Source organism: Bacillus cereus ATCC 14579 (assembly GCF_000007825.1).
Classification (GTDB): Bacteria; Bacillota; Bacilli; order Bacillales; family Bacillaceae_G; genus Bacillus_A; species Bacillus_A cereus.
Map to the genome: position 1 here is coordinate 4,217,856 of NC_004722.1, position 22,207 is coordinate 4,240,062.

Genomic DNA, 22,207 nt, shown 5'->3' on the forward strand with positions numbered 1-22,207 from the left:
TATGTAATGTGAAAGGGACACCTTCATACAGGTGTCCTCACTGCTGTCTTACATCTTTTTCTATTCTAGCATAAAACAAACGAGAAGTTAACCTTCTGGTTCAGTTTGGTTTTGCGCGTTCCCTTGCGTTACAACACTTGCTTTACTCGCATTTCTCTCATCATATTTGACATTTTTAACTGCAAAATAAATAAGAAAATGTCCAGCACCTAAAATACATAATAAGTAAGGTAAACTTTTTTCAGGTGGAAAGAATAGTACAGCACATAAAAAACTTAAAATGGAACAGATTCTTCCGGCGTTTAACCACAGCTCCCGAACAACGACATATTCCACACGCCATTCTCTCGCATTTTTCGCTCTACCAATTACGTCATATGTCATTGATCCGTACGGAACAAGTAAAATAGGATATGCAATTGCAATACATGCCGCATAAATAAGTAATTTCGTGTATGTAACATTGAAAATAACTAAAAAGACGACAGCATATAAAATAATGCCTCCAAGTAAAATTGCTTTTTTTCGCCACTCCTTCTTTAACATACGAGCAACTAAGTAATAACATACAAAGGATACAGCAGAGTTCACTAAACTGTATTTCCCTAATGCAAACTCACTATTAGTTGCTAAATAAACATATACTGAAATGACAAAAATAAACGTTCCTTCTCTCAATCCTTGGAAAAAATGAGCTCGTGTAATCTTTCCCCAATTTTTATCAATCCGTCGTTCTTTCAATACTTGCACGATTTCATAACGCCCTTCACATTCTCTTTTAGATAAAAAGAAGCTTAAGACGACAGCAATTGCAAATAGAGCTAATGAAAGAAAGAATATAACAGTATAGCCACTCCATTTCTCCATACGTGAAATTGTGTATCCTGCTGCTATTGGTCCAATCATTCCAGAGAAGGATGTAAGAAGTCCAAGAAATCCATTAAAGAAATCTCTTGTTTCTGGTTCTGTAATTTCAAATGTCAATAAGTTAAAAGCCAACCAGTAAAAACCGTATCCTACTCCTAAAAGAGCCCCCATTAATAAAATATACTGAGAAGCACTTTTCCCTGCTACTAAGACAACAATAAAAAAAATTGCGAGCGTCCCTACTCCTATTCGTAATAAAATCGAGCGATCGATACGTTTCGCTAATTTTCCCCCTACAAGAAATGTGAGAGGCTGTAATACCACGCTGGCTAAATTATACAAGCCAAGATTCACATAATTTTGTGTTTGTTTCCATAAATAAATATTTACAAACGTATTCGATAAAGAAATTGCGAGCGTGTATAAACCTCCTATAAGGAGCAATAACACTAAATCCCGATTCACTTCAACGTCACCAATTATATGTTTCCATTTCATACACAACTCTCCTTTACTTCATGTTCTAGTCTTCCAAAGACAAGCCCAATTATGTAAAAGGAAAGCATAGAAAAAAGCTAGGAGCTCTCCCCTAGCTTTTTCTATATTTATTACGATTATTTTGCTTCTTGGTAACGTTTTTCAGCAGCGTTCCAATCTACAACGTTCCAGAATGCGCCGATGTAGTCTGGACGACGGTTTTGGTAGTTTAAGTAGTAAGCATGCTCCCAAACATCTAAACCGATAACTGGAGTTTTACCTTCAGTTAAAGGAGAATCTTGGTTTGGAGTGCTTGTTACTTCTAACTCACCATTGTTTACTACTAACCAAGCCCAACCAGAACCAAAGCGAGTTGCGCCAGCTTTTGCGAATTCTTCTTTGAATGCATCGAAGCTACCGAATTTTGCTTCAATTGCAGTTGCAAGTTCACCTACAGGTTGTCCTCCGCCGTTTGGAGATAGGATTGTCCAGAAGAATGTATGGTTAGCATGTCCGCCACCATTGTTACGTACTGCTGTACGGATTGCTTCTGGTACTTCGTTTAAGTTTGCAACTAATTCTTCTACGCTTTTGTCAGCTAATTCTGCATGACCTTCTAAAGCAGCGTTTAAGTTTGTAATGTACGTGTTGTGATGTTTTGTATGATGGATGTTCATTGTTTCTTTGTCAAAGTGAGGCTCTAAAGCATCATACGCATAAGGGTAAATTTGGTAAATTCGTGTTTTGCCATTGTTATATTCCTCCCAGTTTATGTATTGCCACTTAAGTGACATACAACTTCATTCTACCCTAATTGCCATAGGGTGCAAACAAATAAATCACATTGTCTTGCTATCATTAAAGTAGCAAAATTCCCACTTCTTTTCAATTAAAATGCTCATATATTCCATAAAAAAAGCTTCCTTCTACAAGGAAGCTTCCTGCTAACATAATAAACATGCGAAATGGATATGGACCCTGTAGGACTCGAACCTACGACCGGACGGTTATGAGCCGTCTGCTCTAACCAGCTGAGCTAAGGGTCCACAATTATGTATGTAACAACATATCAAATAAAGGAATTCCTATCGGATATGCTCTTTAAGAAATGTAAGATAAATTTACCATATAGAAAAGAAAAGTGTCAATTGTATTTTTCTTATTTAAAAGAAGAAAGTTAATAAAAGAAATTTAGTTATCTCCACTATATGTAAATATAATATATCTTGAGATTCTCTAGATTCCTACGTTACAATGATTTTATACATACATAAAGGAAGTGAATCTATGTCCATATTTACCCAATTCGTAAAAAGCATATACTCGCCTAAAGATATGGCGCTATTCCGTTTTCAAAAAATCGGTAAAACCATTTTGTATATTATGCTACTTTGCTTAATTACTACTATTCCAAGAACTTTTTTGTACGGTAGTTTTATCCAGGATGGTGTTGGCATGGTAAATCAAGTCATCGATAAAGATTTACCTGATTTTAAAATCGAAAATGGCGAACTAAAAGCCGATATTGATCAACCTATTGAAAAAGAAGAAGGAAATACACTTTTCGTATTTGATCCAAATTCAACAGACCTAGAAAAATATCAAAATAAAACAGGTTTATTTGTTTTAAAAGATAAAGTAGTCTCTATGGGAAATGGTCAAACACAAACGTATTCTTATAACGATTTGTTAGGTGCATCTCTTGAGAAAAAAGATCTACAAGAATTTATTTCTTTATTCGATAATATTTATCCAATTTTATTATTTGTTATTGGATTCTTAGTGTACCTATTCCAATTATTCATAACTTTTGTAGGCGTGACTTTACTTGCGTTCATCGGTTCTGCTATGAGCGGTCAACGTAAACTATCCTATAAACAAGTTTGGACACTAACTGCATACAGCTACACAATTCCAACAATCTTCTTTATGATTATGGATGCATGCAAGATTGTCGTACCTGGATCAACATTCATCTATATCGCAGTTGTTTTAATTGTTCTGTACTTAACAATTAAAGAAGTTCCAAAACCGAAAGAAAAATAAGAACGAAAAAAAAATGCCTAAATAGGCATTTTTTTTTTGGACAAGCATATATTCCTAGCAAAGGAGTGAAGAATATGAAGAGATTAGGTATATTCCTATTCGTGCTTGTTCTCGGTTATATATTTTATTACGATATAAAAATCGGTACTTTACCGATGTTAAGTTCATATAAAAAAACAACTGCTGCTCAAACAATTAAAAAAGAAAACACAGACAGTCAACAAAATAAAGCGAACAAAACAGAAAAAGAAACGGATGTATCTTATAAAACAATTGAAGTAAAAACTGGTGAGACAGTTCTTTCTATTACAGAACAAATTAACAAGAAAAAAATTCCTTCCATAGAAAAAGTCATTGACGACTTTAAACAATTAAACAAAAGTACATCTGCTACCAAAATACAAATTGGAAAGTCTTATAAATTCCCGTTATATCAATAAGCTATCACTTAATCCTTGTCAATTACATAAAGGCGCTGATACAATAGTAAAAGTGAAACCGAGTACTTCGGTTTCTATAGCCCTATATCACGTATACTATCATTGATATGAGGGACTAAATAAGAAACTTCTTTTATAAGGAGAGCGATCTATTCGTGAATGAAATGACTCATCGTACAAAAACACGTCCAGTTAAAGTCGGTAATTTAACAATCGGCGGTAATAATGAATTAATTATACAAAGTATGACAACAACAAAAACACATGATGTTGAAGCAACAGTTGCTGAAATCAAGCGTTTAGAAGAAGCCGGCTGTCAAGTCGTCCGCGTTGCCGTTCCAGATGAACGCGCAGCAGATGCTATTGCTGATATAAAAAAACAAATCAACATTCCACTTGTTGCTGATATTCATTTTGATTATCGCCTTGCTTTAAAAGCAATTGAAGGTGGCATCGATAAAGTACGTATCAATCCAGGTAATATTGGTCGTCGCCATAAAGTAGAAGCTGTTGTAAATGCAGCAAAAGAGCGCGGTATTCCAATCCGTATCGGTGTAAACGCTGGTTCATTAGAGCGACACATTTTAGAAAAGTACGGGTACCCAACTGCAGATGGTATGGTTGAGAGCGCGCTACATCATATTAAAATTTTAGAGGACTTAGATTTCCACGATATTATCGTATCTATGAAAGCCTCTGATGTTAACTTAGCAATCGAAGCATACGAGAAAGCTGCTCGTGCTTTTGATTATCCATTACATTTAGGTATTACAGAATCTGGAACATTGTTTGCCGGAACTGTAAAAAGTGCTGCTGGTCTTGGAGCAATCTTAAATAAAGGCATCGGAAATACACTACGTATTTCATTAAGTGCTGATCCAGTTGAAGAGGTAAAAGTTGCTCGCGAATTATTAAAATCATTCGGTCTTGCGTCTAATGCAGCAACACTTATCTCTTGTCCAACTTGTGGTCGTATTGAAATCGATTTAATTAGCATTGCTAACGAAGTGGAAGAATACATCTCTACACTTCAAGTACCAATTAAAGTTGCAGTACTTGGTTGCGCTGTAAATGGCCCTGGTGAAGCTCGTGAAGCTGATATCGGTATTGCCGGTGCACGTGGAGAGGGATTATTATTCCGTAAAGGGCAAGTCGTTCGTAAAGTGCCAGAAGAAACAATGGTAGAAGAACTGAAAAAAGAAATTGACGTAATTGCTGCTGAAATGGCTGCTGAACGAGAAAAAGAAAAAGAGACACAAGAACAATAAAAAGAAGGTTGCCACAATATTTGTGAGCAACCTTCTTTTCTACGTAAAAAAGCTCGTCAGTTACATAACCGACGAGCTTTTACTTTGCACATTTTGGACAACGACCATATATTTCAAACTTATGACCCGTTACTTCATAACCAGTAAAATCTTTATTCATAAAATCCATTGGGCAGGAAGTAATCTCTTTCGTTCCCCCACAATCCAAACAAATAAAATGATGATGATGTTCCATAATAGAACAAGTAAAACGAAAATGTTTTTCACCATTTAATTCCGTTTGTTCTAAAACACCAATCTCAGCAAAAACTGTTAAGTTACGATAAATCGTATCAAAACTAAGCCCTGGATAATCGTCCTTCATATGCTCTAAAACGTCTTTCGCAGTTAAATAACGATTATGTGCTGCAAATAATCTGAGCATCTCTTCTCTTTTTCCAGTATGTTTATATCCTTTTTCTTTCATTAGGCGTAAAGCTTCTGTTAGATTCATACCTATCCCTACTTTATGCAGTTTTTTTCTTCTTCCATAAAATCGCACCGATTAAAATAAGAACTGCTATCATAACAATTGTACCACCTGGCGCTAGATCAAGTTGATACGAAGCAAACATTCCACCAATTACTGCAATTTCACCAAATAAAATGGAAAAGAAAATTGTTTGTTTAAATCCTTTAGCAATACGAATACTTGCTGCAACTGGTAACGTCATTAATGATGATACAAGAAGAACCCCCACTACACGCATTGATACTGCAATGACAAGAGCAACTAATATAATGAAAATAAAGTGAATCCATTTCGCTCTTAAACCAGTTGATACTGCGTATTCCTCATCAAATGATAATAGAAACAGCTCTTTATATAATAAAATAATTGTCGCAACAACAACAATTGCTACAATCCCAATAATAATTAAATCTGTACTTGTTACAGCACTGACACTACCAAATAAATAACTAAATAAGTCTGTGTTAAATCCATTTGCAAGTGAAATGAAAATAACTCCAACCCCCATCCCTGCCGAAAGGATAATTGGAATTGCTAATTCTTGATAGTGCTTATATACAGTTCGTAACTTTTCGATTAGTAGCGCTCCACCAATCGAGAAAATCATCCCCATATATAAGGGGTTTAAAAATCCACCTGTAAAAATGGTTTTTTCAAGTAATAAACTTGCTGCAATACCCGATAACGTCACGTGACTTAATGCATCCGCAATAAGAGATAAACGACGAATAACAACAAACACACCAATTAGCGGTGCAACAAGTCCAATTAAAATACCAGCGTATAAAGAATTACGTAAAAAGTCATATTGTAAAAAATCTTGTATCATTATATCCTCCCGTGATGCTCATGTTCGTGTTCTAAACGATGAACATGATGTCCATATAAGACGGACATTTCTGCATCTTCTAACTCTCGGAACTTCTCTACATTTCCATGGAAATGTAGATGTTGGTTTAGGCATGCAACATGTGTTACTTTTTCGGTAACAGCTCCCATATCATGAGTAACAAGAATTAATGTGATCCCGAGCCTTTTGTTTAAATCCTCTAATATTTCGTAAAAACTTTCCACATTTTTTACATCAATTCCAACAGTAGGCTCGTCCAAAATAAGCAATTCAGGATCACTAACGAGCGCACGAGCAATAAATACACGCTGTTGCTGTCCACCAGAAAGCTCTCCAATGTTACGATCTTGAAACTCACTCATCCCTACATCAGCAATTGCTTTTTCTACCTTTTTCTTATCCTCTTTTGTGAAAAAGCGAAAAAGCCCTTTTTTCGAAACAAGTCCCATTGACACAACTTCAGAAACAGTTGCTGGAAAACCAGAATTGAAACTATTTGCCTTTTGGGATACATAACCAACTTTGTTCCATTCCTTAAACTTCTTACTATCAACGCCAAACACGCGAATGCTTCCTTCTTTTGGCTTTAAAACACCTAATAAACACTTAAGTAAAGTTGATTTACCTGAACCATTCGGTCCCACTAAACCTAAAAAAGCTCCCTTCGGAACTTGCAAATTAATATTTTCTAACACATTCCGATCTTCATATCGGAATGTTAAACCTTCAATTTCTAATATATTATTCATAGCATCTCACCTATTTTAATTCAGAATGATTCCGATTTATATCTATTTGAATTATAGTACAGCTTATTATAGTTGTAAACCAATCTGCCTAAAATATATCTATTTTTTCAAGAAACCTTACTATTATAACAAAAAGCAGAGAAAAATTCTCTGCTTCCGAAAAATATTCCTATAAACTTTTTAGTGAATAGCCGATTTAAACTTACCACCATTTGTCTCTTGCGTGCTCATAATCGTAACAAATGCATTTTCATCAATTTCATGCACAATTGATTTTAACTTCGTCACTTCTAGACGCGTTACAACTGCATAAATAACTTCTTTTTCTTTATCCGTGTAACCACCTTTCGCTACAAGCTTTGTAGTTCCACGGCCAAGACGATGCAAAATCGCGTTTGATACTTCCTCATATTGATCAGATACAATTAAAACCGCCTTCGTTTCATCTAGCCCTTGAATTACTGTATCGATCGTTTTAAATGCGATATAGTACGTCATAACAGAATACATCGCTTGTTCCACACCAAACACAAATGCTGCCCATGCAAAAATAAATAAGTTCACAAACATTACGAATTCACCAACAGAGAATGGTAATTTCTTCGTTAATAAAATCCCCATAATTTCAGTTCCATCTAGCGATCCACCATGACGAATTACAAGTCCTACACCAAGACCTAAAATAAGACCACCAAACACTGTCGCTAAAATAGGTTCTGTTGTAAATGGCGGTACCGCATGTAACGTTGACTCAATGAAAGCTAACGCTACAATACCAAATGTCGAAGATAACATAAATGTTTTTCCAATTTGCTTATAACCGGAATACATAAATGGGATATTGAGAACAACGACTAAAGTAGAAAAACTTAACCACCAAATGTTAGGAGTAAGATAATCTAATATAAGAGAAATACCAATAATTCCACCATCAATAATTTTATTTGGCATTAAAAATAGTTCAATTGCTACCGCCGCGCATGCTGCTCCAAAAATAATCATAACTAAACGATAAATGAGATGAATAACACTTTCTTTTCGATGTTGCTTTTGCTCCATAAGTCCTCCCTTTACTCTTTTTCTGTAGTTTTGTCCTTATATTATAACATACGCTTCTTTTCCTCATGAAAAAGAAACTCCACACGAATATGTACAAGCTATATGCTCATATATTTCGATAGAAGAACGCGTGAAGGAGGATAATAAGATGAACCTCATTAAACAAATTGTTAATAAAAAATTAAATCATATTTCTACAAAAGAGCTATTAAAATATAGCAAAGAATATGAAGTTCCCATTACAGCCGCACAAGCTGATCAAATCGTTTTACTTATGAAGGGTAAAAATATTAATATTTACGATAACAACGAGCGACTAGAGCTTTTAAAACAAATCGCAAAAGTAACTTCCCCTGCCACTGCCCAACAAGTAAATACATTATTTCAGCAACTACTAAAATAAGGAGGGGATTTCCCCCTCCTTATTGCGCTTTAATTTTTTCAAGAAGCCCTTCATCAAAAGTGCCGTTTTTCAGCATTTCGATTTCCAATTTGTATGGTGGCTTCTTATCTTTTTTATCTTCCCCTACATACGGTGTTTCAAGAATTTTTGGTACATGCATTAACTGTGGATGATGTACAATGTGATGCAATGCTTTATACCCAATGTGACCAAATCCAATGTTTTCATGACGGTCTTTTCCTGCTCCGCGTACATTTTTACTATCATTAATATGAAGTACTTGTAAACGATCTATACCAACGATCTTATCAAATTCGTTTAATACGCCGTCAAAGTCATTTACAATATCATATCCTGCATCGTGCGTATGACACGTATCAAAGCATACAGATAGCTTTTCATTATATTTTACACCATCAATAATTTTTGCAATTTCTTCAAAGCTACGACCGCATTCTGTTCCTTTTCCTGCCATCGTCTCTAACGCAATGTTAACCGTCTGTTCTGGCGTTAATACTTCATTAAGCCCTTTAATAATTTGTTGAATACCAGCATCTGCTCCAGCACCAACGTGCGCTCCTGGGTGAAGAACAATTTGTTTCGCTACACCTAATGCCGATGTTCTTTCAATTTCCATGCGAAGAAAGTCTACGCCTAATTGGAATGTTTCTGGCTTCGTCGTATTCCCAACATTAATAATATACGGCGCATGGACGATAATTTCCTCAATTCCGTTCAGCTCCATATGTTTTCTTCCTGCTTCTATGTTCAATTCTTCAATTGGTTTTCTTCGTGTATTTTGCGGTGCACCTGTATAAATCATAAACGTTGTTGCACCGTATGAAACAGCCTCTTCACTTGCTGCTAATAACATTTTCTTACCACTCATGGAAACATGAGATCCAATCTTTAACATACAATCACCTCTTCAATATACAATAGATATAATGATAGCATAATTTGTAGAAATATGTAGTGAATTGTTTGTTCACAAAAGACGCACTACACAAATTCATATGACTATTTAGACAGACTATACTCTTCATTTAAATTAGCGGGATTAAAAAAAGATAAGGGAAACCCCTTATCTTTTTTTATTGCTATATTTTCTCTTCACTTTGTCACGTTCTGTTGCAAGTTTACGTTTATAGTTTGGTTTTACTTTTTTCGGTTTTTTAATAACTTTCGTTGCCATAACATCAAGTTCGTCATTTGGTTTTTTACGGCTCTTACGACGACGACGCTCACCTAAATCTGCCCACTCATCTCCACGTAAATCTACATGTTTAAACTCGATATGACGTTGTTTTTCTAAGCTATCTAACGCTTCTTCGTTTGCTGGATCATAAATCGTCACTGCAATACCAGAATGCCCTGCACGTGCTGTTCTTGCAACGCGGTGAACGAAGAAATCTAAATCTGATGGTGGCTGATAGTTAATAACATGGCTAATGCCTTGAATATCAATACCACGTGCTGCTAAATCAGTCGCAACAATATATTGGAATTCAAGGTCACGAATTTGTTTCATCATTTTTTTACGATCACGTGGTGATAAATCCCCGTGAATTCGTCCAACTTTTAAGCCACGTTCCATTAATCCATCAGCAACTTGGTCTGCCATCTTTTTCGTATTCGTGAAAACAACTGCTAAATACGGTTTAAATTGAAGTAGCATTTTATGCACTAAATCAATTTTATTACGATGTTTAGAAGGCACTAAATAGTGTTCAATGTTTCCAGCTGCAACTTGTTTTGGATTGATATGAATATGCTCTGGATTCTCCATATATTTCTTCAGAAACGGTTTTAGTTTTTGAGGAATTGTTGCAGAGAAAACTAACATTTGCAAGTTTTTAGGCATGCGTGCTGCAATTTTGTCTACATCATGAATGAATCCCATATCAAGCATTAAGTCTGCTTCATCGACAATAATCGTATTTGCTTTATGAACAAATAACGCTTGTTCTTCAACTAAGTCTTTAATACGTCCTGGTGTCCCAACTACGATATGAGGTTGTTTTTTCAATTTCTCAATTGAACGTTGTTTATCAGTTCCACCAATTAAACAACGTGCTGTAATCATTTGGTCTTCCGCACAAAACTTTGTTAATTTCACGATTTCTTCGTAAATTTGTTGTGCTAACTCACGAGTAGGCGCTGTAATAACAAGTTGTACTTCTTCACGACTTGCATTAATTCTGTTTAATGTAGGAAGTAAGTATGCATGTGTTTTCCCAGAACCTGTTTGGGATTGTCCAATTACACTTACACCTTTTTTCACGACTGGGAAAATTTTCTGCTGAATTCCTGTCGGCTCTGTAAAGCGTAGTTCACGAACTGCATCTATTAAAAATGGTTTAAAATCATACTGTGTAAAAGTTTGTTGTGTCATAAGTTACACCTTCTTTCTAAAATTTCTACTGCGCGCACAAATCAGTCAAGTCTACATTATATCGAAATCTACAAGTAAAATCCATCTTTAGTTTAGGTTTTCACTTCAAAAACTAACCTTCTTCCCTTTTATTGCATATTGTATGTGTATATACCTAACTGAAGAAAGGAGGATTTCTCACATGTTTCCGAAATCCCCTACAAGGCAAATGTATCCGAATCCAGGGCAGCAACCTTATACACCATATCCAATTCCACAACTACCACCAATGGCACAAAAAAAGAAAGGTTTTCTTGCTAAGCTTTTTAAAAAACACGATCCAACCGAGCCGTTTATGCAAATGGTTCCACCTTACCGACAAATGGAAGGGCAACCAATGATGCATCAGCAACCACCACCGCCGCAATATCATCAGCAATATCCGCAGCAATACCAGCAACAATATCCTCAGCAACATCCACAATATCAACCATACATGCAGCAACATCCTGAGCAAATGATACCGCCTCAAATGTATGAATCAAATGAAACGCGCGGCGGCTCAACTACAACTGCGGCAACAGCAAGCAGTGGCATCGGCAGTTTTTTTTCGAACTTAATTTCGAATCCAACTAATATGATAAATAACATCGAAAAAGTATCCCAAGTCGTTCAATCTGTAGGTCCTGTCGTCGAACAGTATGGTCCTATTATGCGTAGTCTACCAAGCATTGTTAAAATCCTCACCTCTGGAAAAAGCACGGAAGAAAATCAAACGGAAAATGTAACAGAGCCAGTTGAGGTAGAAAGTCCGCCTCCTGCACCTCAAAAAAAGAAACGAAAACGAAAGAAAATAGTGATTGAACCTGTAATAGAAAAAGAGTTACCGAAAGAACCAGTTCAACAAACAGCAACAAAACCAAAACTATATGTGTAACAATCCTTTGTTTTCTATCCACTCCTCCTTTATAATGTAAAAGACTATGCACAAAAGTATCCCTTGTTTAGAAGGAGAGGATTACTCATATGAAAATTGTTAAAATTTCCCCTCGTGGTTATTGCTACGGTGTTGTCGATGCAATGGTAATTGCACGTAACGCCGCATTAGATAAATCATTGCCGAGACCCATTTATATTTTAGGTATGATTGTTCACAATAAACATGTTACAGACGCTTTTGAAGAAGATGGAATCATCACATTAGACGGTCCAAGTCGCTTAGAAATTTTAGATAAAATTGATTCTGGTACTGTTATTTTCACTGCACACGGTGTTTCTCCAGAAGTTAAACAACGCGCAAAAGAAAAAGGTTTAACAACAATCGATGCTACTTGCCCAGATGTTACCAAGACGCATGACCTTATCGAAGCTAAGAAAGCGGAAGGGTATCATGTCATTTATATCGGTAAAAAAAATCATCCATAGCCAGAAGGCGCAGTTGGTATTGCACCTGACATCGTTCACCTTATCGAAAGAGCCGATGATTTAAAAACATTAGAAATCCCAACAGATAAAATTTTAGTAACAAATCAAACAACGATGAGTCAATGGGATGTTCAACATTTAATGGAGGACATTCAAAAAAAATTCCCAACAGCAGAATTCCATAAAGAAATTTGTTTAGCAACTCAAGTTCGCCAAGAAGCTGTCGCTAAACAAGCTGATGTTGCAGACTTAACAATTGTTGTTGGTGATCCGAAAAGTAACAATTCAAATCGCTTAGCACAAGTATCACAAGAAATCGCGGGTACAAAAGCATATCGAGTTGCTGATGTAAGCGAAATTCAATTAGAGTGGCTACAAGGTGTAGAAAACGTAGCTGTTACAGCAGGTGCTTCTACTCCAACGCCAATTACGAAAGAAGTTATCGCTTTCTTAGAGCAATATAACCCAATGAATCCCGCTACATGGGAAAGAGTTCGAAAAGTACCGTTACAAAAAATATTACCTCGCGTGAAAGTGAAAAAAGAACAATAATAAAAACCGTTGCTTGCATGAGCAACGGTTTTTATTTTTCTTATACAAATATAAATGGATCTGTATGTAACTGCGAAGCATGAATGTGTACATTGAGTTTCTTTGCATCCACTTTTTCTTGTAATTGCTTTTGTACACCTTGTTTCATTACTTTTTCAACATTATGTCCTGGGTCAACTATATTTAAACCGAGCATCATCGCATCATGAGCAACATGATAGTACATGTCACCAGTTACATATACATCTGCTCCTTTAAATTTCGCTTGGTTTATATATTTATTACCATCTCCACCAAGTACAGCTACTTTACGCACTTTATCGTCTAACTTACCGACAACTCTTGCGCCCTTCACGTCTAATGATTGTTTCACATGTTCTGCAAATTGACCAAGCGTCATTTCTTCTTGTAAGTATCCTATTTTTCCTAGGCCTAACGTTTCACCTTTATTATCAAGCGGATACACATCGTATGCTACTTCTTCATAAGGGTGCGCTGTTACCATTGCTTTAATCACTTTCCGCTGTAATGAAGCTGGAATAATCGTTTCGATTCGCACTTCTTCTACACGTTCTAACTGTCCAGTTTCCCCGATATAAGGATTTGTCCCCTCTTGAGGTACAAATGTGCCTGTACCCTCGCTACTAAACGTACAGTGGCTATAATTGCCGATATGACCAGCACCTGCGTCTCCTAATGCTTTCCTTACTTCTTCTGCATGAGTGACTGGCACAAACACAACAACTTTTTTCATTTCTTCTGCATATGTCGGTGCCAAAACTTCTGTATTTTGCAATCCTAACGCCTCAGCAAGTAAATCATTTACCCCGCCCTTAGCAACATCCACATTTGTATGCGCTGCATAGATTGCAATATCATTTTTAATACACTTTTCAATAATTTTCCCATACGCCTTATCTGTATGAATCGCTTTTAACGGGTTAAAAATTAAAGGATGATGAGCAATAATGACATTTGCCCCTAATTGAATTGCTTCATCCACAACTTCTTCCGTTACATCTAACGCAATCAATACGTGCCGCACGGGTTTATTAAGCGCTCCAATCTGCAGGCCAATCTTATCTCCTTCCATCGCCAAATGCTTCGGATACATACTTTCAAATAAAGAAATAATTTCATGGCCATTTGGAATTTTACTCATGATAAAACCTCCCCTATCATTTTCATTTTCGCTTCTACTTCCCCACGCTTCGCTTTTGTTTCTTCAGAATCAGCTGCACGTTCTAACTGTTTTAAAATATTTTGGAAGTTTTTTAATTCTCCTTCCCATTTTTCAACGAAGGCTTCACTTTTTTCTGTTATTAAAAATGGTCCCATAAACAATTCAGCTTGTTTATTTTCAGAGTAAGGCGCTGCAACATTTCCTCGCTCCCCTACTAAAATTTCGTAAATTTTCCCATCTTCTTTTACGATTTTTTCATGGATAAGCTCCCAACCATTCTCAATAAACCATTCACGAATATGATGCGCTGCAATATTAGGCTGTAAAATTAAACGTGTTACACCTTCTAATTTTTCTTTACCACTTTCTAAAATGTCACGAATTAACGCTCCGCCCATTCCGGCAACCGTAATTACATCTACTTCTCCTGGTGCGATAACAGCTAATCCATTCCCTTTACGCACATCTACTTTATCTTGTAAACCACTTTCAGCTACAGTTGCTTGCGCAGAGCGAAATGGTCCATCTACGACCTCTCCTGCAACTGCTTTTGTAGCAATATTATTTATAATTGTATAACACGGTAAATACGCATGATCCGATCCAATATCAGCGACTGTAGATCCTACTGGTATTTCACGTACAACTTCTTCTAATCGTTTTGAAAGCTTTACTTCATTCATGTATTTCCATTACTCCTTCTCTTGTCAGTCTGTCTCCATGATAATGAATTTATAGTAGTTGTTGCAAGCCCATAACAACAATTCACTGCTCTATCATTCATCGTATTTTAGAAAATATAGAAAAACAAGCCCTTTGCATAAGCAAAAGGCTTGTCATACGGAACTTTATTTTTTCTTCGATAACCAATCAGCTACTTTAGCGGCTTGATCAGCTGGAACTATATTGGCAGGCATATTGCCTTTTCCTTTCGAAAGAATTTCTTTAATTTCATCCTTTGAAAGTTTCCCACCAATTTTTTGCAAGTTAGGTCCAACTGCCCCTTGTAACTGATCACCATGGCAGCTCGTACAACTTTGCTTCACAATATCTTCTGGTTTTGATGCCGTTTGTGCTGGCTTCCCGCCATTTTTTGCATCAGCTAACTCTTTAGATTTATTTAGCCCCTGAAATGAAAATACAAACATAACGATAATACCCAATGCTGCAATAAGAGCGAACGGAATCAGCGGATTACGTTTCATATCTCTTCTCCCCCTTCTATACCCCTGAATAGTTAGATGATTCAGTCATTTCCATTGTACTTGAAAACGCTCTATCAGAAAAGAGTAAACTACCACTTGTTAAAAATATTCCATAAATTCAGTTTATTGTTTTTTATTGTCATATCGCTTATTATTTCGATAATTATTAACGTTTCTCATCATATTTTTCGCTTTTCTACATATATTTTTGTATAGAATAAACAAAATTAATCGAAAAATCGAAAAATGAGCATTTGCAAATCAAAAGACAATTCTGTAAAATAAATTACAAGAAATTGTAATCGTTGCCGACAGCTAAATTTTAACAAAAATTAACAAAATAAAAAAGTTTACTTCACAATGGTGAAGTAAACTTAAAAAATAACCTATTCTAAGAAATCCTTAAGACGCTTACTACGGCTTGGATGTCTTAATTTGCGAAGTGCTTTTGCTTCAATTTGACGGATACGCTCTCTCGTTACGCCGAATACTTTCCCAACTTCTTCAAGCGTACGAGTTCGTCCATCATCTAAACCGAAACGAAGACGTAGAACATTTTCTTCACGATCTGTTAGCGTATCTAACACATCTTCTAATTGTTCTTTTAGCAATTCATAGGCTGCATGGTCCGCAGGCGATGTTGCTTCTTGGTCTTCAATAAAGTCACCTAAATGGGAGTCATCTTCTTCACCAATTGGTGTTTCAAGAGAAACTGGCTCCTGTGCAATTTTTAAGATTTCACGTACTTTTTCTGGAGCAAGATCCATTTCTTCACCAATCTCTTCAGGAGACGGTTCACGACCTAAATCTTGTAATAATTGGCGTTGTACACGAATTAACTTGTTAATCGTTTCAACCATATGAACTGGAATACGAATTGTTCGCGCTTGGTCTGCAATGGCACGTGTAATAGCTTGGCGAATCCACCAAGTTGCATACGTACTAAATTTGAAACCTTTACGATAATCGAACTTTTCAACAGCTTTAATTAGACCCATATTACCTTCTTGAATTAAGTCTAAGAAAAGCATACCACGGCCTACATAGCGCTTTGCAATACTTACTACAAGACGTAAGTTTGCTTCTGCAAGACGACGTTTCGCTTCTTCATCGCCTTCTTCAATACGCGTTGCAAGTCGAATTTCTTCTTCTGCAGATAGTAAGTCTACACGACCAATTTCTTTTAAATACATACGAACAGGATCGTTGATTTTAACCCCTGGTGGTACACTTAAATCATTGAGGTCAAACTCTTCTTCTGTTTTTGAAATTTGGCGATTATTAGGGCCTTCTTCGTTGTCATTATCACCAACTAAGTCAATGCCTTGTTCACCCAAATATTCATAGTATTCATCCATTTGATCGGATTCAATTTCAAATCCATTCATGCGTTCTGCAATCTCTTCATATGTAAGAACGCCACGTTTTTTTCCGAGCTCAGTGAGTTGTTCTTTCACTTGCTCAAGGGTCATTTCAGTTTCAATTTGTTTAGAACGAGCTGGTTTGTCAGCCATCTGTTCCCCTCCTTACGCGAGATACAAACATTCATTATACTAAAACTTTATCAAAAAAGCTATTTTCTCGCTTTTTGATTTTGTAAATATGCTACATAATATTTAGCAGCCTCTACAGGATCTGTTTTTTCCATTTGTTTCACTTTAAAGATGATCTCCATCTTTTCAAGTTTTTCCTGATGCCGTCTAAGCGTCTCCAAATGGCCTTGTAACACTTCTTCTGTGTATTCTGGATTAATAAATTCATCCGTCGAAATATCAGTGATAATATTTTTCAACTTTTCATCAGAGAGCCAACTTAAAAATGTTCCGACTGAAGGTTCATTTCCCTTTTCATAATATGCGTATAGTTCATATAAAATCCCTTTATGTTCTTCTGTATGAAAATCTTCTATATGGGATTCCATACGAACAGCTACTTCTGCACTTTGCAACATATGGTAAATAATTTCTCTTTCCGCTCTTTCAAAACCTGTTAACTTCGGTTTTGTTTGAACGACTTGAGACGGTTTAGCAACCTGCTTTATTTGTTTTTGCTGTACCTTTTGTTCTTTGCGATATTGGTGCAATTGATTCAAAAGTGTTTCCATTGAATACGAAAATTCTTGCGATAATGACTTCAAATATGACTCTGCCTGCATCGCATCTTGTAACAACGATAACTCTTTTAAAACACTTTTCACATATTCTTCTTTGCCAGACTCATCTTGCAAATTTTTCCCTAAACGCAAATAATTTATTTTAAAACCAACAAAACTCACACTTGATTTCACAAGATTTTCAAAAGCAGTAGTCCCATATTGTTGCACATATTCATCAGGATCAAGCTTATCTGGCAAGGATGTGACTTTCACTTGGCAACCAACTTTTAGCAATAATTGCCCTGCTTTCATCGTCGCTTCTCGCCCTGCTTTATCACCATCATAGCAAAGAACAACAGTTTCAACGTTACGTCGCAGAAGTTTTGCTTGTTCTTCAGTTAAAGCTGTTCCCATTGTCGCAACAGCTTCTTCCACACCACTTTTTACCGCAGCTAGTACATCGGCATATCCTTCGAAAAGAACCACTTGCCCACGCTTTCTAATAAATGGTCTTGCTTGGTGGAAGTTATACAACAATTTACTTTTGTGAAAAATCGGTGTTTCAGGACTATTTAAATATTTCGGAGTGTCATCTCCTAACGCCCTTCCACTAAACGCTATCACCTTACCTTGTAACGTATAGATCGGGAACATAACTCTTCCACGGAAGCGATCATAATGACTACCATCCTTCTCACTTCTTATTAGAAGGCCAGCTTGTTCCATAGTAGACAGCGATAAACCTCTTTTTTGTAAAATTTTCGTCGCTGCATCCCAAGCAGGTGATGCATAACCAATTTCAAACTTCTCAATCATCTCTTTCGTAATACCACGGTTTAATAAATATGAAAGTGCTTCATTTCCCTCTTCCGTATTTACTAATAAATGATGATAATACTTTTTCAATAATTCATGAGCTTGTTGCATGATGACAGTGTCATCAGATATGTCTTCTTGTTGTCCTTGCCCTGATGTATACTCTGCAACCGCAATTCCATTTCTTTCACCTAGCTTTTGAACAGCCTCGGTAAAAGCCAGTCCTTCCATTTTCATTAGAAAGGAAAATACATTTCCACCTTCTCCACATCCGAAGCAATGAAAAATTTGCTTATCAGATGAAACAGAGAATGAAGGAGAATTCTCACCATGAAATGGACAAAGACCGAAATAGTTACGCCCCTGTTTTCTAAGTTGAACGTATTCACCAATGACTTCTACAATATCGGATGATGTCCGAATCTGTTCAACAACTTCTTCGGGAATTCTGTTCCCCATAACTCCATCTCCGTGTCGTATTTTGTATTCGATATAAATTAAAAAATTCCTTTATAATTCGACAATATTTTTCTAAACTTGTTAGAAAGTGTTGCCGATTACATTGTATAAACGATTTTGAACCTTTCCTATAGGTCCCTTATCTGTATAAATCGCATATACATACTTGCTATATAAAATTGTATACATTTGCTCATCTGTTACAAATGTATCTCTTAGAAACAATACATATACACCTTTTTACAAGAAGAGTAGCAAGCCACATATACTGTTTGATCTTGAGATTTGTAACTTTTTTATGTTGATCCATATAACAATCAACTCCATTTTGTTCAGTATCTACAAAGATCCAATTGCCTTGCTATTTCCTTAAAGGATGAGCATATGATGCGACAAACAAAATTCCGACATGAAATTCCGCTCCAACTTGCACAATTTTAGCCTTCACGGGATATACATCTACACCAACTAATATGTTGTTGATGTTTTGCATATTTCTGTATTCTACATCCCTTCTGTGAATCCTTCCATAATGTGCGTTTTCTTGTATAGATTTTGTCGATTTAACGTAATTACATGTCTTTTTCGTAAATCCTATCCCTAGTTTATTCTGAAAAATTAAAGTCTAAACGTAAAATATAGGTTTTTATCACAATTTTTTATTATAATATATTTTCTTCAACTACGCTACATATCCCTTTATTTTTTCATCTTACATTTCAGGATGACAAACTCACACCTTGAATATACTAAAAGACAAAGGAGTATAAGTATAACCATTACACTCCAATCTATTACAAAGTCCATAGGTACCATATTTCACACGAGCGAAAAAAGCACATTCACCTTTGGTAAATGTGCTAAAACATTTTTTGGTTTTGCACTGCATTCACAATAATATTTGCTGTTTCTTCAATCGCTTTATTCGATACATCGATTACTTGGCAATTTATTCTACTAATTACTTCCTCAAAGTGATCAATTTCTTCTTGAATACGATTAATATTTGCATATGTTGCTCCATCACTTAATCCAAGTGATTTTAATCGTTCTTTTCGAATATGATTTAACTTATCTGGCGTAATTTTCAAACCGAAACATTTTTCTTTTGCCACTTGATATAGTTCTTCAGGTGGGTCAACTTCTGGCACGAGTGGTACATTCGCAACTTTCAAGCGTTTGTTATGAGCTAAATATTGGGAAAGTGGTGTTTTTGATGTACGCGAAACACCAATCAACACGATATCTGCTTTTAAAATACCTCGTGCATCTCTGCCGTCATCATACTTCACAGCAAACTCAATCGCTTCAATCTTTTTAAAGTATTCTTCATCTAACCTACGGACAACACCTGGCTCATATCTCGGCACTTGCCCCGTAATTTCTTCAATTTGATCAATAAGAGGGCCGATAATATCGTATGCCTCTACCCCTTCTTTTGCAGCCTCTGTTACTAAATACTGGCGCATATCAGGCTTAACTAACGTAAAACATATAAGTGCTTGATTACTCTTAGCAATCGAAATCACTTCTTTTAATGTCCCTGTATCTTCTACATACGGTACACGTCTAATATCAGGAGCAAACGGGAATTGCCCCATTGCTGCTCGAACAACCAAATCAGCCGTTTCTCCTACAGAGTCAGATACGACATATACGATTTTATTATCCATTACATTACCTCACTTTAAACAAATTACACTTATTCGTTATTTACTAAATTTACAAACGCACGTGTAATATTTGTTTTTGTAATTCGCCCAATCACTTCTAAACCTTGTTTCGTATCTTTTACAACTGGCATTGCATCAATCTGTCTTTCTATTAATTCCATCGCAATATCATATAAAGAATCCTCTCTACGACACATCGCAATGTTTGGCATCCTTGTCATGATAATATTAACCGGAAGAGAGGTTAAATCCTGCTTTCCTAAGCTCGCTCTTAATAAATCTTTACGAGACACAACACCAACTAATAGAGTCATCTGATCTACAACGAACAATGTACCAACGTCCTCTAAAAACATCGTACAAATTGCATCGTATACGGAAACATTTTTATCAATTACAACCGGTCTAGATTGATAATCTTGTACTTTAATTTTCTTAACAGCTTCAGATAATAGCTGCCCCCCAGTTTTACCCGTATAAAAATAACCTACGCGTGGACGTGCTTCTAAATAACCAGCCATCGTTAAAATTGCTAAGTCTGGTCTTAGCGTCGCACGTGTTAGACCCAATTGCGCTGCAATTGATTCCCCTGTAATAGGACCGTGATCTTTTACAATCTGAATGATATGTTCTTGCCGTTTATTCAGCTCTATGATAATCACCACCTTTAATGCACAACGAAAAAAGTTATACTATCTCTTAAATATTATATACTAAATATGCTATTCGAAAAAGAAAGTATGTAAAAAGGACCGTATACGGCCCAAAATTATATTTGAAACTTATCAAGTTGTTCTAAAAAACGTCTTGATTTCAAATAAATTCCGCAATATTCATCATAATATGTATTCAATACTAAACGCATTTGTTTTTTTGTGCTATCCTTTACCGATACATTTCCGAGCCTATGTAAATCGAAATGGAAGAAAAGGCGTAATAATTTATGAACAGCTTCTCCTACCGGTATACGATATGGGTCTTGCTCTGCATGACGTGAGCACAGAAAACCGCCTTCCCTTACGGAGAAGGCGACAAAGTCTGTTTCTTGATGACAAATCGCACATGTATCAAAGTACGGGCGCATCCCTAATACCGGAAGCATTTTCGTTTGATAAATTAATGATAATACTTCTGGATCAACACCCTCACACATATAATGCAACGTTTGATATAACATTTCAAATAAATACGGATTATGTTTTTTATCTTCTGTTGCTTTATCAGTTAACTCAACAATAAATGATGCATAAGCAGTTAAAAATATATCCTCGCGAATTTCTTTCATAGTTGAAATAATCTCGCCTTGTTGCAATGTTCCAAGCCCAGATCCCATTTGAATTAGAAAATGGCCATGTGTCATTAATTGCGACACAGATGCTAATCGGCTTTTCGGTTTTTTTGACCCTCTTGCCATTGCACTTACCTTACCAAGTTCTCTTGAGAATATTGTAACAATTTTGTTCGTTTCTCCGTAATCTGTCGTACGGATAACGATGCCCTCAACTTTTTGAAACATGTTCGTCACCATCCAAGGTTTGAACAAAACGGGTCAAGAAATTGGAGAGTCTAGATGCGCTAGCTCCTCTTCATGTTGATCCATCTCATCGTTTACGTCTTTTTCCATTTCTTTCAAAAGCAAGTACGTTTCAATGCTTCCTGTTTTGGAGAAAAACTTCCAGGTAAAATCTAGCATAAGAATCCACCTTTCTCAATAAGCGTAGCCTATAAACCAATTTCCTTTGTTGTTATTAAATT

At 36.1% G+C, this 22,207-nt stretch carries 22 protein-coding genes, 1 tRNA gene and 2 pseudogenes; 6 read left to right on the forward strand and 19 right to left on the reverse strand.

Annotated elements, in window-relative coordinates; genetic code table 11:
• Positions 1 to 87: 87 nt before the first annotated feature.
• The 3 genes and pseudogenes from BC_RS21340 to BC_RS21350 all read right to left on the reverse strand — a co-directional run bounded on the left by BC_RS21340 (position 88) and on the right by BC_RS21350 (position 2,390).
• Positions 88 to 1,365, reverse strand: coding sequence for an MFS transporter (locus tag BC_RS21340; RefSeq protein WP_000871382.1), 1,278 nt, complete (start codon positions 1,363 to 1,365; stop codon positions 88 to 90).
• Between the two features lie 116 nt (positions 1,366 to 1,481).
• A pseudogene (sodA, locus tag BC_RS21345) lies at positions 1,482 to 2,095 on the reverse strand (superoxide dismutase [Mn]).
• 221 nt (positions 2,096 to 2,316) lie between these two features.
• Positions 2,317 to 2,390, reverse strand: a tRNA-Ile gene (locus tag BC_RS21350).
• 241 nt (positions 2,391 to 2,631) lie between these two features.
• On the opposite strand from BC_RS21350, the gene yqgB reads away from it, so the two are divergent.
• From yqgB to ispG, 3 genes are all read left to right on the forward strand, one after another.
• Entirely contained in the window at positions 2,632 to 3,390 is a 759-nt protein-coding gene (gene yqgB, locus BC_RS21355; RefSeq protein WP_000021897.1) for a protein YqgB, read from the forward strand.
• Between the two features lie 74 nt (positions 3,391 to 3,464).
• Positions 3,465 to 3,830: a protein YqfZ gene (gene yqfZ / locus BC_RS21360; protein ID WP_000825414.1), complete on the forward strand. Its 366-nt coding sequence runs from the start codon at positions 3,465 to 3,467 to the stop codon at positions 3,828 to 3,830.
• 164 nt (positions 3,831 to 3,994) lie between these two features.
• Positions 3,995 to 5,098: a flavodoxin-dependent (E)-4-hydroxy-3-methylbut-2-enyl-diphosphate synthase gene (gene ispG, locus BC_RS21365; RefSeq protein ID WP_153577907.1), complete on the forward strand. Its 1,104-nt coding sequence runs from the start codon at positions 3,995 to 3,997 to the stop codon at positions 5,096 to 5,098.
• A 79-nt stretch (positions 5,099 to 5,177) separates the two neighbouring features.
• Here the strand turns inward: ispG and BC_RS21370 are convergent, their stop codons facing one another.
• The 4 genes from BC_RS21370 to BC_RS21385 all read right to left on the reverse strand — a co-directional run bounded on the left by BC_RS21370 (position 5,178) and on the right by BC_RS21385 (position 8,267).
• Positions 5,178 to 5,591: a Fur family transcriptional regulator gene (locus BC_RS21370; protein WP_001054516.1), complete on the reverse strand. Its 414-nt coding sequence runs from the start codon at positions 5,589 to 5,591 to the stop codon at positions 5,178 to 5,180.
• Positions 5,592 to 5,604: 13 nt separating this feature from the next.
• On the reverse strand, positions 5,605 to 6,438 hold the full coding sequence (locus BC_RS21375; RefSeq protein WP_000613815.1) for a metal ABC transporter permease: 834 nt from the start codon (positions 6,436 to 6,438) through the stop codon (positions 5,605 to 5,607).
• Positions 6,438 to 7,208 carry a metal ABC transporter ATP-binding protein gene (locus BC_RS21380; RefSeq protein WP_001059661.1) on the reverse strand — a complete coding sequence of 257 codons (771 nt, stop codon included), beginning with the start codon at positions 7,206 to 7,208 and terminating at the stop codon, positions 6,438 to 6,440. Before BC_RS21380 ends, BC_RS21375 begins: the two co-directional genes overlap by 1 nt.
• 180 nt (positions 7,209 to 7,388) lie before the next feature.
• Positions 7,389 to 8,267: a YitT family protein gene (locus tag BC_RS21385; RefSeq protein ID WP_000435963.1), complete on the reverse strand. Its 879-nt coding sequence runs from the start codon at positions 8,265 to 8,267 to the stop codon at positions 7,389 to 7,391.
• Positions 8,268 to 8,415: 148 nt separating this feature from the next.
• Between BC_RS21385 and BC_RS21390 the strand changes: the two genes are divergently transcribed.
• Positions 8,416 to 8,670, forward strand: coding sequence for a DUF2624 domain-containing protein (locus tag BC_RS21390; RefSeq protein WP_001048954.1), 255 nt, complete (start codon positions 8,416 to 8,418; stop codon positions 8,668 to 8,670).
• A 19-nt stretch (positions 8,671 to 8,689) separates the two neighbouring features.
• Here the strand turns inward: BC_RS21390 and BC_RS21395 are convergent, their stop codons facing one another.
• Positions 8,690 to 9,586 (reverse strand): deoxyribonuclease IV, encoded by an 897-nt coding sequence (locus BC_RS21395; protein WP_000912460.1) that lies wholly within the window; start codon positions 9,584 to 9,586, stop codon positions 8,690 to 8,692.
• A 168-nt stretch (positions 9,587 to 9,754) separates the two neighbouring features.
• Entirely contained in the window at positions 9,755 to 11,065 is a 1,311-nt protein-coding gene (locus BC_RS21400) for a DEAD/DEAH box helicase (RefSeq protein ID WP_000194021.1), read from the reverse strand.
• A gap of 181 nt (positions 11,066 to 11,246) precedes the next feature.
• Here BC_RS21400 and vrrA point away from each other — a divergent pair, with 181 nt between their 5' ends.
• Together vrrA and BC_RS21410 are read left to right on the forward strand one after the other, a co-directional pair.
• Positions 11,247 to 11,981 carry a VrrA/YqfQ family protein gene (gene vrrA, locus BC_RS21405; protein ID WP_000484166.1) on the forward strand — a complete coding sequence of 245 codons (735 nt, stop codon included), beginning with the start codon at positions 11,247 to 11,249 and terminating at the stop codon, positions 11,979 to 11,981.
• Positions 11,982 to 12,070: 89 nt separating this feature from the next.
• A pseudogene (locus BC_RS21410) lies at positions 12,071 to 13,021 on the forward strand (4-hydroxy-3-methylbut-2-enyl diphosphate reductase).
• 40 nt (positions 13,022 to 13,061) lie between these two features.
• Here the strand turns inward: BC_RS21410 and BC_RS21415 are convergent.
• From BC_RS21415 to BC_RS21455, 10 genes are all read right to left on the reverse strand, one after another.
• On the reverse strand, positions 13,062 to 14,183 hold the full coding sequence (locus BC_RS21415; RefSeq protein WP_000036241.1) for a Nif3-like dinuclear metal center hexameric protein: 1,122 nt from the start codon (positions 14,181 to 14,183) through the stop codon (positions 13,062 to 13,064).
• Complete coding sequence (locus BC_RS21420) at positions 14,180 to 14,887, reverse strand: tRNA (adenine(22)-N(1))-methyltransferase (RefSeq protein WP_001006542.1); 708 nt, start codon at positions 14,885 to 14,887, stop codon at positions 14,180 to 14,182. The genes BC_RS21415 and BC_RS21420 overlap by 4 nt, the downstream gene beginning before the upstream one ends.
• 165 nt (positions 14,888 to 15,052) lie before the next feature.
• Positions 15,053 to 15,409 carry a cytochrome c550 gene (cccA, locus tag BC_RS21425; protein ID WP_000828141.1) on the reverse strand — a complete coding sequence of 119 codons (357 nt, stop codon included), beginning with the start codon at positions 15,407 to 15,409 and terminating at the stop codon, positions 15,053 to 15,055.
• Positions 15,410 to 15,795: 386 nt separating this feature from the next.
• The gene (gene rpoD / locus BC_RS21430) at positions 15,796 to 16,923 is read right to left on the reverse strand and encodes an RNA polymerase sigma factor RpoD (RefSeq protein WP_000764065.1); all 1,128 of its coding nucleotides are present in this window, start codon (positions 16,921 to 16,923) and stop codon (positions 15,796 to 15,798) included.
• A gap of 59 nt (positions 16,924 to 16,982) precedes the next feature.
• Positions 16,983 to 18,779, reverse strand: a complete 1,797-nt coding sequence (dnaG, locus tag BC_RS21435) for a DNA primase (protein ID WP_000528223.1) — start codon at positions 18,777 to 18,779, stop codon at positions 16,983 to 16,985.
• An 81-nt stretch (positions 18,780 to 18,860) separates the two neighbouring features.
• Complete coding sequence (locus BC_RS27755) at positions 18,861 to 19,004, reverse strand: hypothetical protein (protein WP_000479734.1); 144 nt, start codon at positions 19,002 to 19,004, stop codon at positions 18,861 to 18,863.
• 635 nt (positions 19,005 to 19,639) lie between these two features.
• Positions 19,640 to 20,452: a pyruvate, water dikinase regulatory protein gene (locus BC_RS21440; RefSeq protein ID WP_000368945.1), complete on the reverse strand. Its 813-nt coding sequence runs from the start codon at positions 20,450 to 20,452 to the stop codon at positions 19,640 to 19,642.
• A 29-nt stretch (positions 20,453 to 20,481) separates the two neighbouring features.
• A complete protein-coding gene (locus tag BC_RS21445) occupies positions 20,482 to 21,114 on the reverse strand; it encodes a helix-turn-helix transcriptional regulator (protein WP_000583756.1) in 633 nt (210 codons plus the stop codon).
• A gap of 107 nt (positions 21,115 to 21,221) precedes the next feature.
• Positions 21,222 to 21,968, reverse strand: a complete 747-nt coding sequence (gene recO, locus BC_RS21450) for a DNA repair protein RecO (protein WP_000487015.1) — start codon at positions 21,966 to 21,968, stop codon at positions 21,222 to 21,224.
• Positions 21,969 to 22,001: 33 nt separating this feature from the next.
• Positions 22,002 to 22,145 carry a YqzL family protein gene (locus BC_RS21455; protein ID WP_000883924.1) on the reverse strand — a complete coding sequence of 48 codons (144 nt, stop codon included), beginning with the start codon at positions 22,143 to 22,145 and terminating at the stop codon, positions 22,002 to 22,004.
• Between the last annotated feature and the right edge of the window lie 62 nt (positions 22,146 to 22,207).

What these genes read in the sequence shown, in the direction of transcription:
- BC_RS21400 (WP_000194021.1), bottom strand. Translation starts at nt 11,065, where the DNA reads ATGACACAACAAACTTTTACACAGTATGATTTTAAACCATTTTTAATA.
- rpoD (WP_000764065.1), bottom strand. Translation starts at nt 16,923, where the DNA reads ATGGCTGACAAACCAGCTCGTTCTAAACAAATTGAAACTGAAATGACC.
- yqfZ (WP_000825414.1), top strand. Translation starts at nt 3,465, where the DNA reads ATGAAGAGATTAGGTATATTCCTATTCGTGCTTGTTCTCGGTTATATA.
- cccA (WP_000828141.1), bottom strand. Translation starts at nt 15,409, where the DNA reads ATGAAACGTAATCCGCTGATTCCGTTCGCTCTTATTGCAGCATTGGGT.
- yqgB (WP_000021897.1), top strand. Translation starts at nt 2,632, where the DNA reads ATGTCCATATTTACCCAATTCGTAAAAAGCATATACTCGCCTAAAGAT.
- BC_RS21375 (WP_000613815.1), bottom strand. Translation starts at nt 6,438, where the DNA reads ATGATACAAGATTTTTTACAATATGACTTTTTACGTAATTCTTTATAC.
- BC_RS21380 (WP_001059661.1), bottom strand. Translation starts at nt 7,208, where the DNA reads ATGAATAATATATTAGAAATTGAAGGTTTAACATTCCGATATGAAGAT.
- dnaG (WP_000528223.1), bottom strand. Translation starts at nt 18,779, where the DNA reads ATGGGGAACAGAATTCCCGAAGAAGTTGTTGAACAGATTCGGACATCA.
- BC_RS21385 (WP_000435963.1), bottom strand. Translation starts at nt 8,267, where the DNA reads ATGGAGCAAAAGCAACATCGAAAAGAAAGTGTTATTCATCTCATTTAT.
- BC_RS21390 (WP_001048954.1), top strand. Translation starts at nt 8,416, where the DNA reads ATGAACCTCATTAAACAAATTGTTAATAAAAAATTAAATCATATTTCT.
- BC_RS21420 (WP_001006542.1), bottom strand. Translation starts at nt 14,887, where the DNA reads ATGAATGAAGTAAAGCTTTCAAAACGATTAGAAGAAGTTGTACGTGAA.
- BC_RS21340 (WP_000871382.1), bottom strand. Translation starts at nt 1,365, where the DNA reads ATGAAATGGAAACATATAATTGGTGACGTTGAAGTGAATCGGGATTTA.
- BC_RS21395 (WP_000912460.1), bottom strand. Translation starts at nt 9,586, where the DNA reads ATGTTAAAGATTGGATCTCATGTTTCCATGAGTGGTAAGAAAATGTTA.
- BC_RS21440 (WP_000368945.1), bottom strand. Translation starts at nt 20,452, where the DNA reads ATGGATAATAAAATCGTATATGTCGTATCTGACTCTGTAGGAGAAACG.
- BC_RS21455 (WP_000883924.1), bottom strand. Translation starts at nt 22,145, where the DNA reads ATGCTAGATTTTACCTGGAAGTTTTTCTCCAAAACAGGAAGCATTGAA.
- BC_RS21370 (WP_001054516.1), bottom strand. Translation starts at nt 5,591, where the DNA reads ATGAATCTAACAGAAGCTTTACGCCTAATGAAAGAAAAAGGATATAAA.
- ispG (WP_153577907.1), top strand. Translation starts at nt 3,995, where the DNA reads ATGACTCATCGTACAAAAACACGTCCAGTTAAAGTCGGTAATTTAACA.
- recO (WP_000487015.1), bottom strand. Translation starts at nt 21,968, where the DNA reads ATGTTTCAAAAAGTTGAGGGCATCGTTATCCGTACGACAGATTACGGA.
- vrrA (WP_000484166.1), top strand. Translation starts at nt 11,247, where the DNA reads ATGTTTCCGAAATCCCCTACAAGGCAAATGTATCCGAATCCAGGGCAG.
- BC_RS21415 (WP_000036241.1), bottom strand. Translation starts at nt 14,183, where the DNA reads ATGAGTAAAATTCCAAATGGCCATGAAATTATTTCTTTATTTGAAAGT.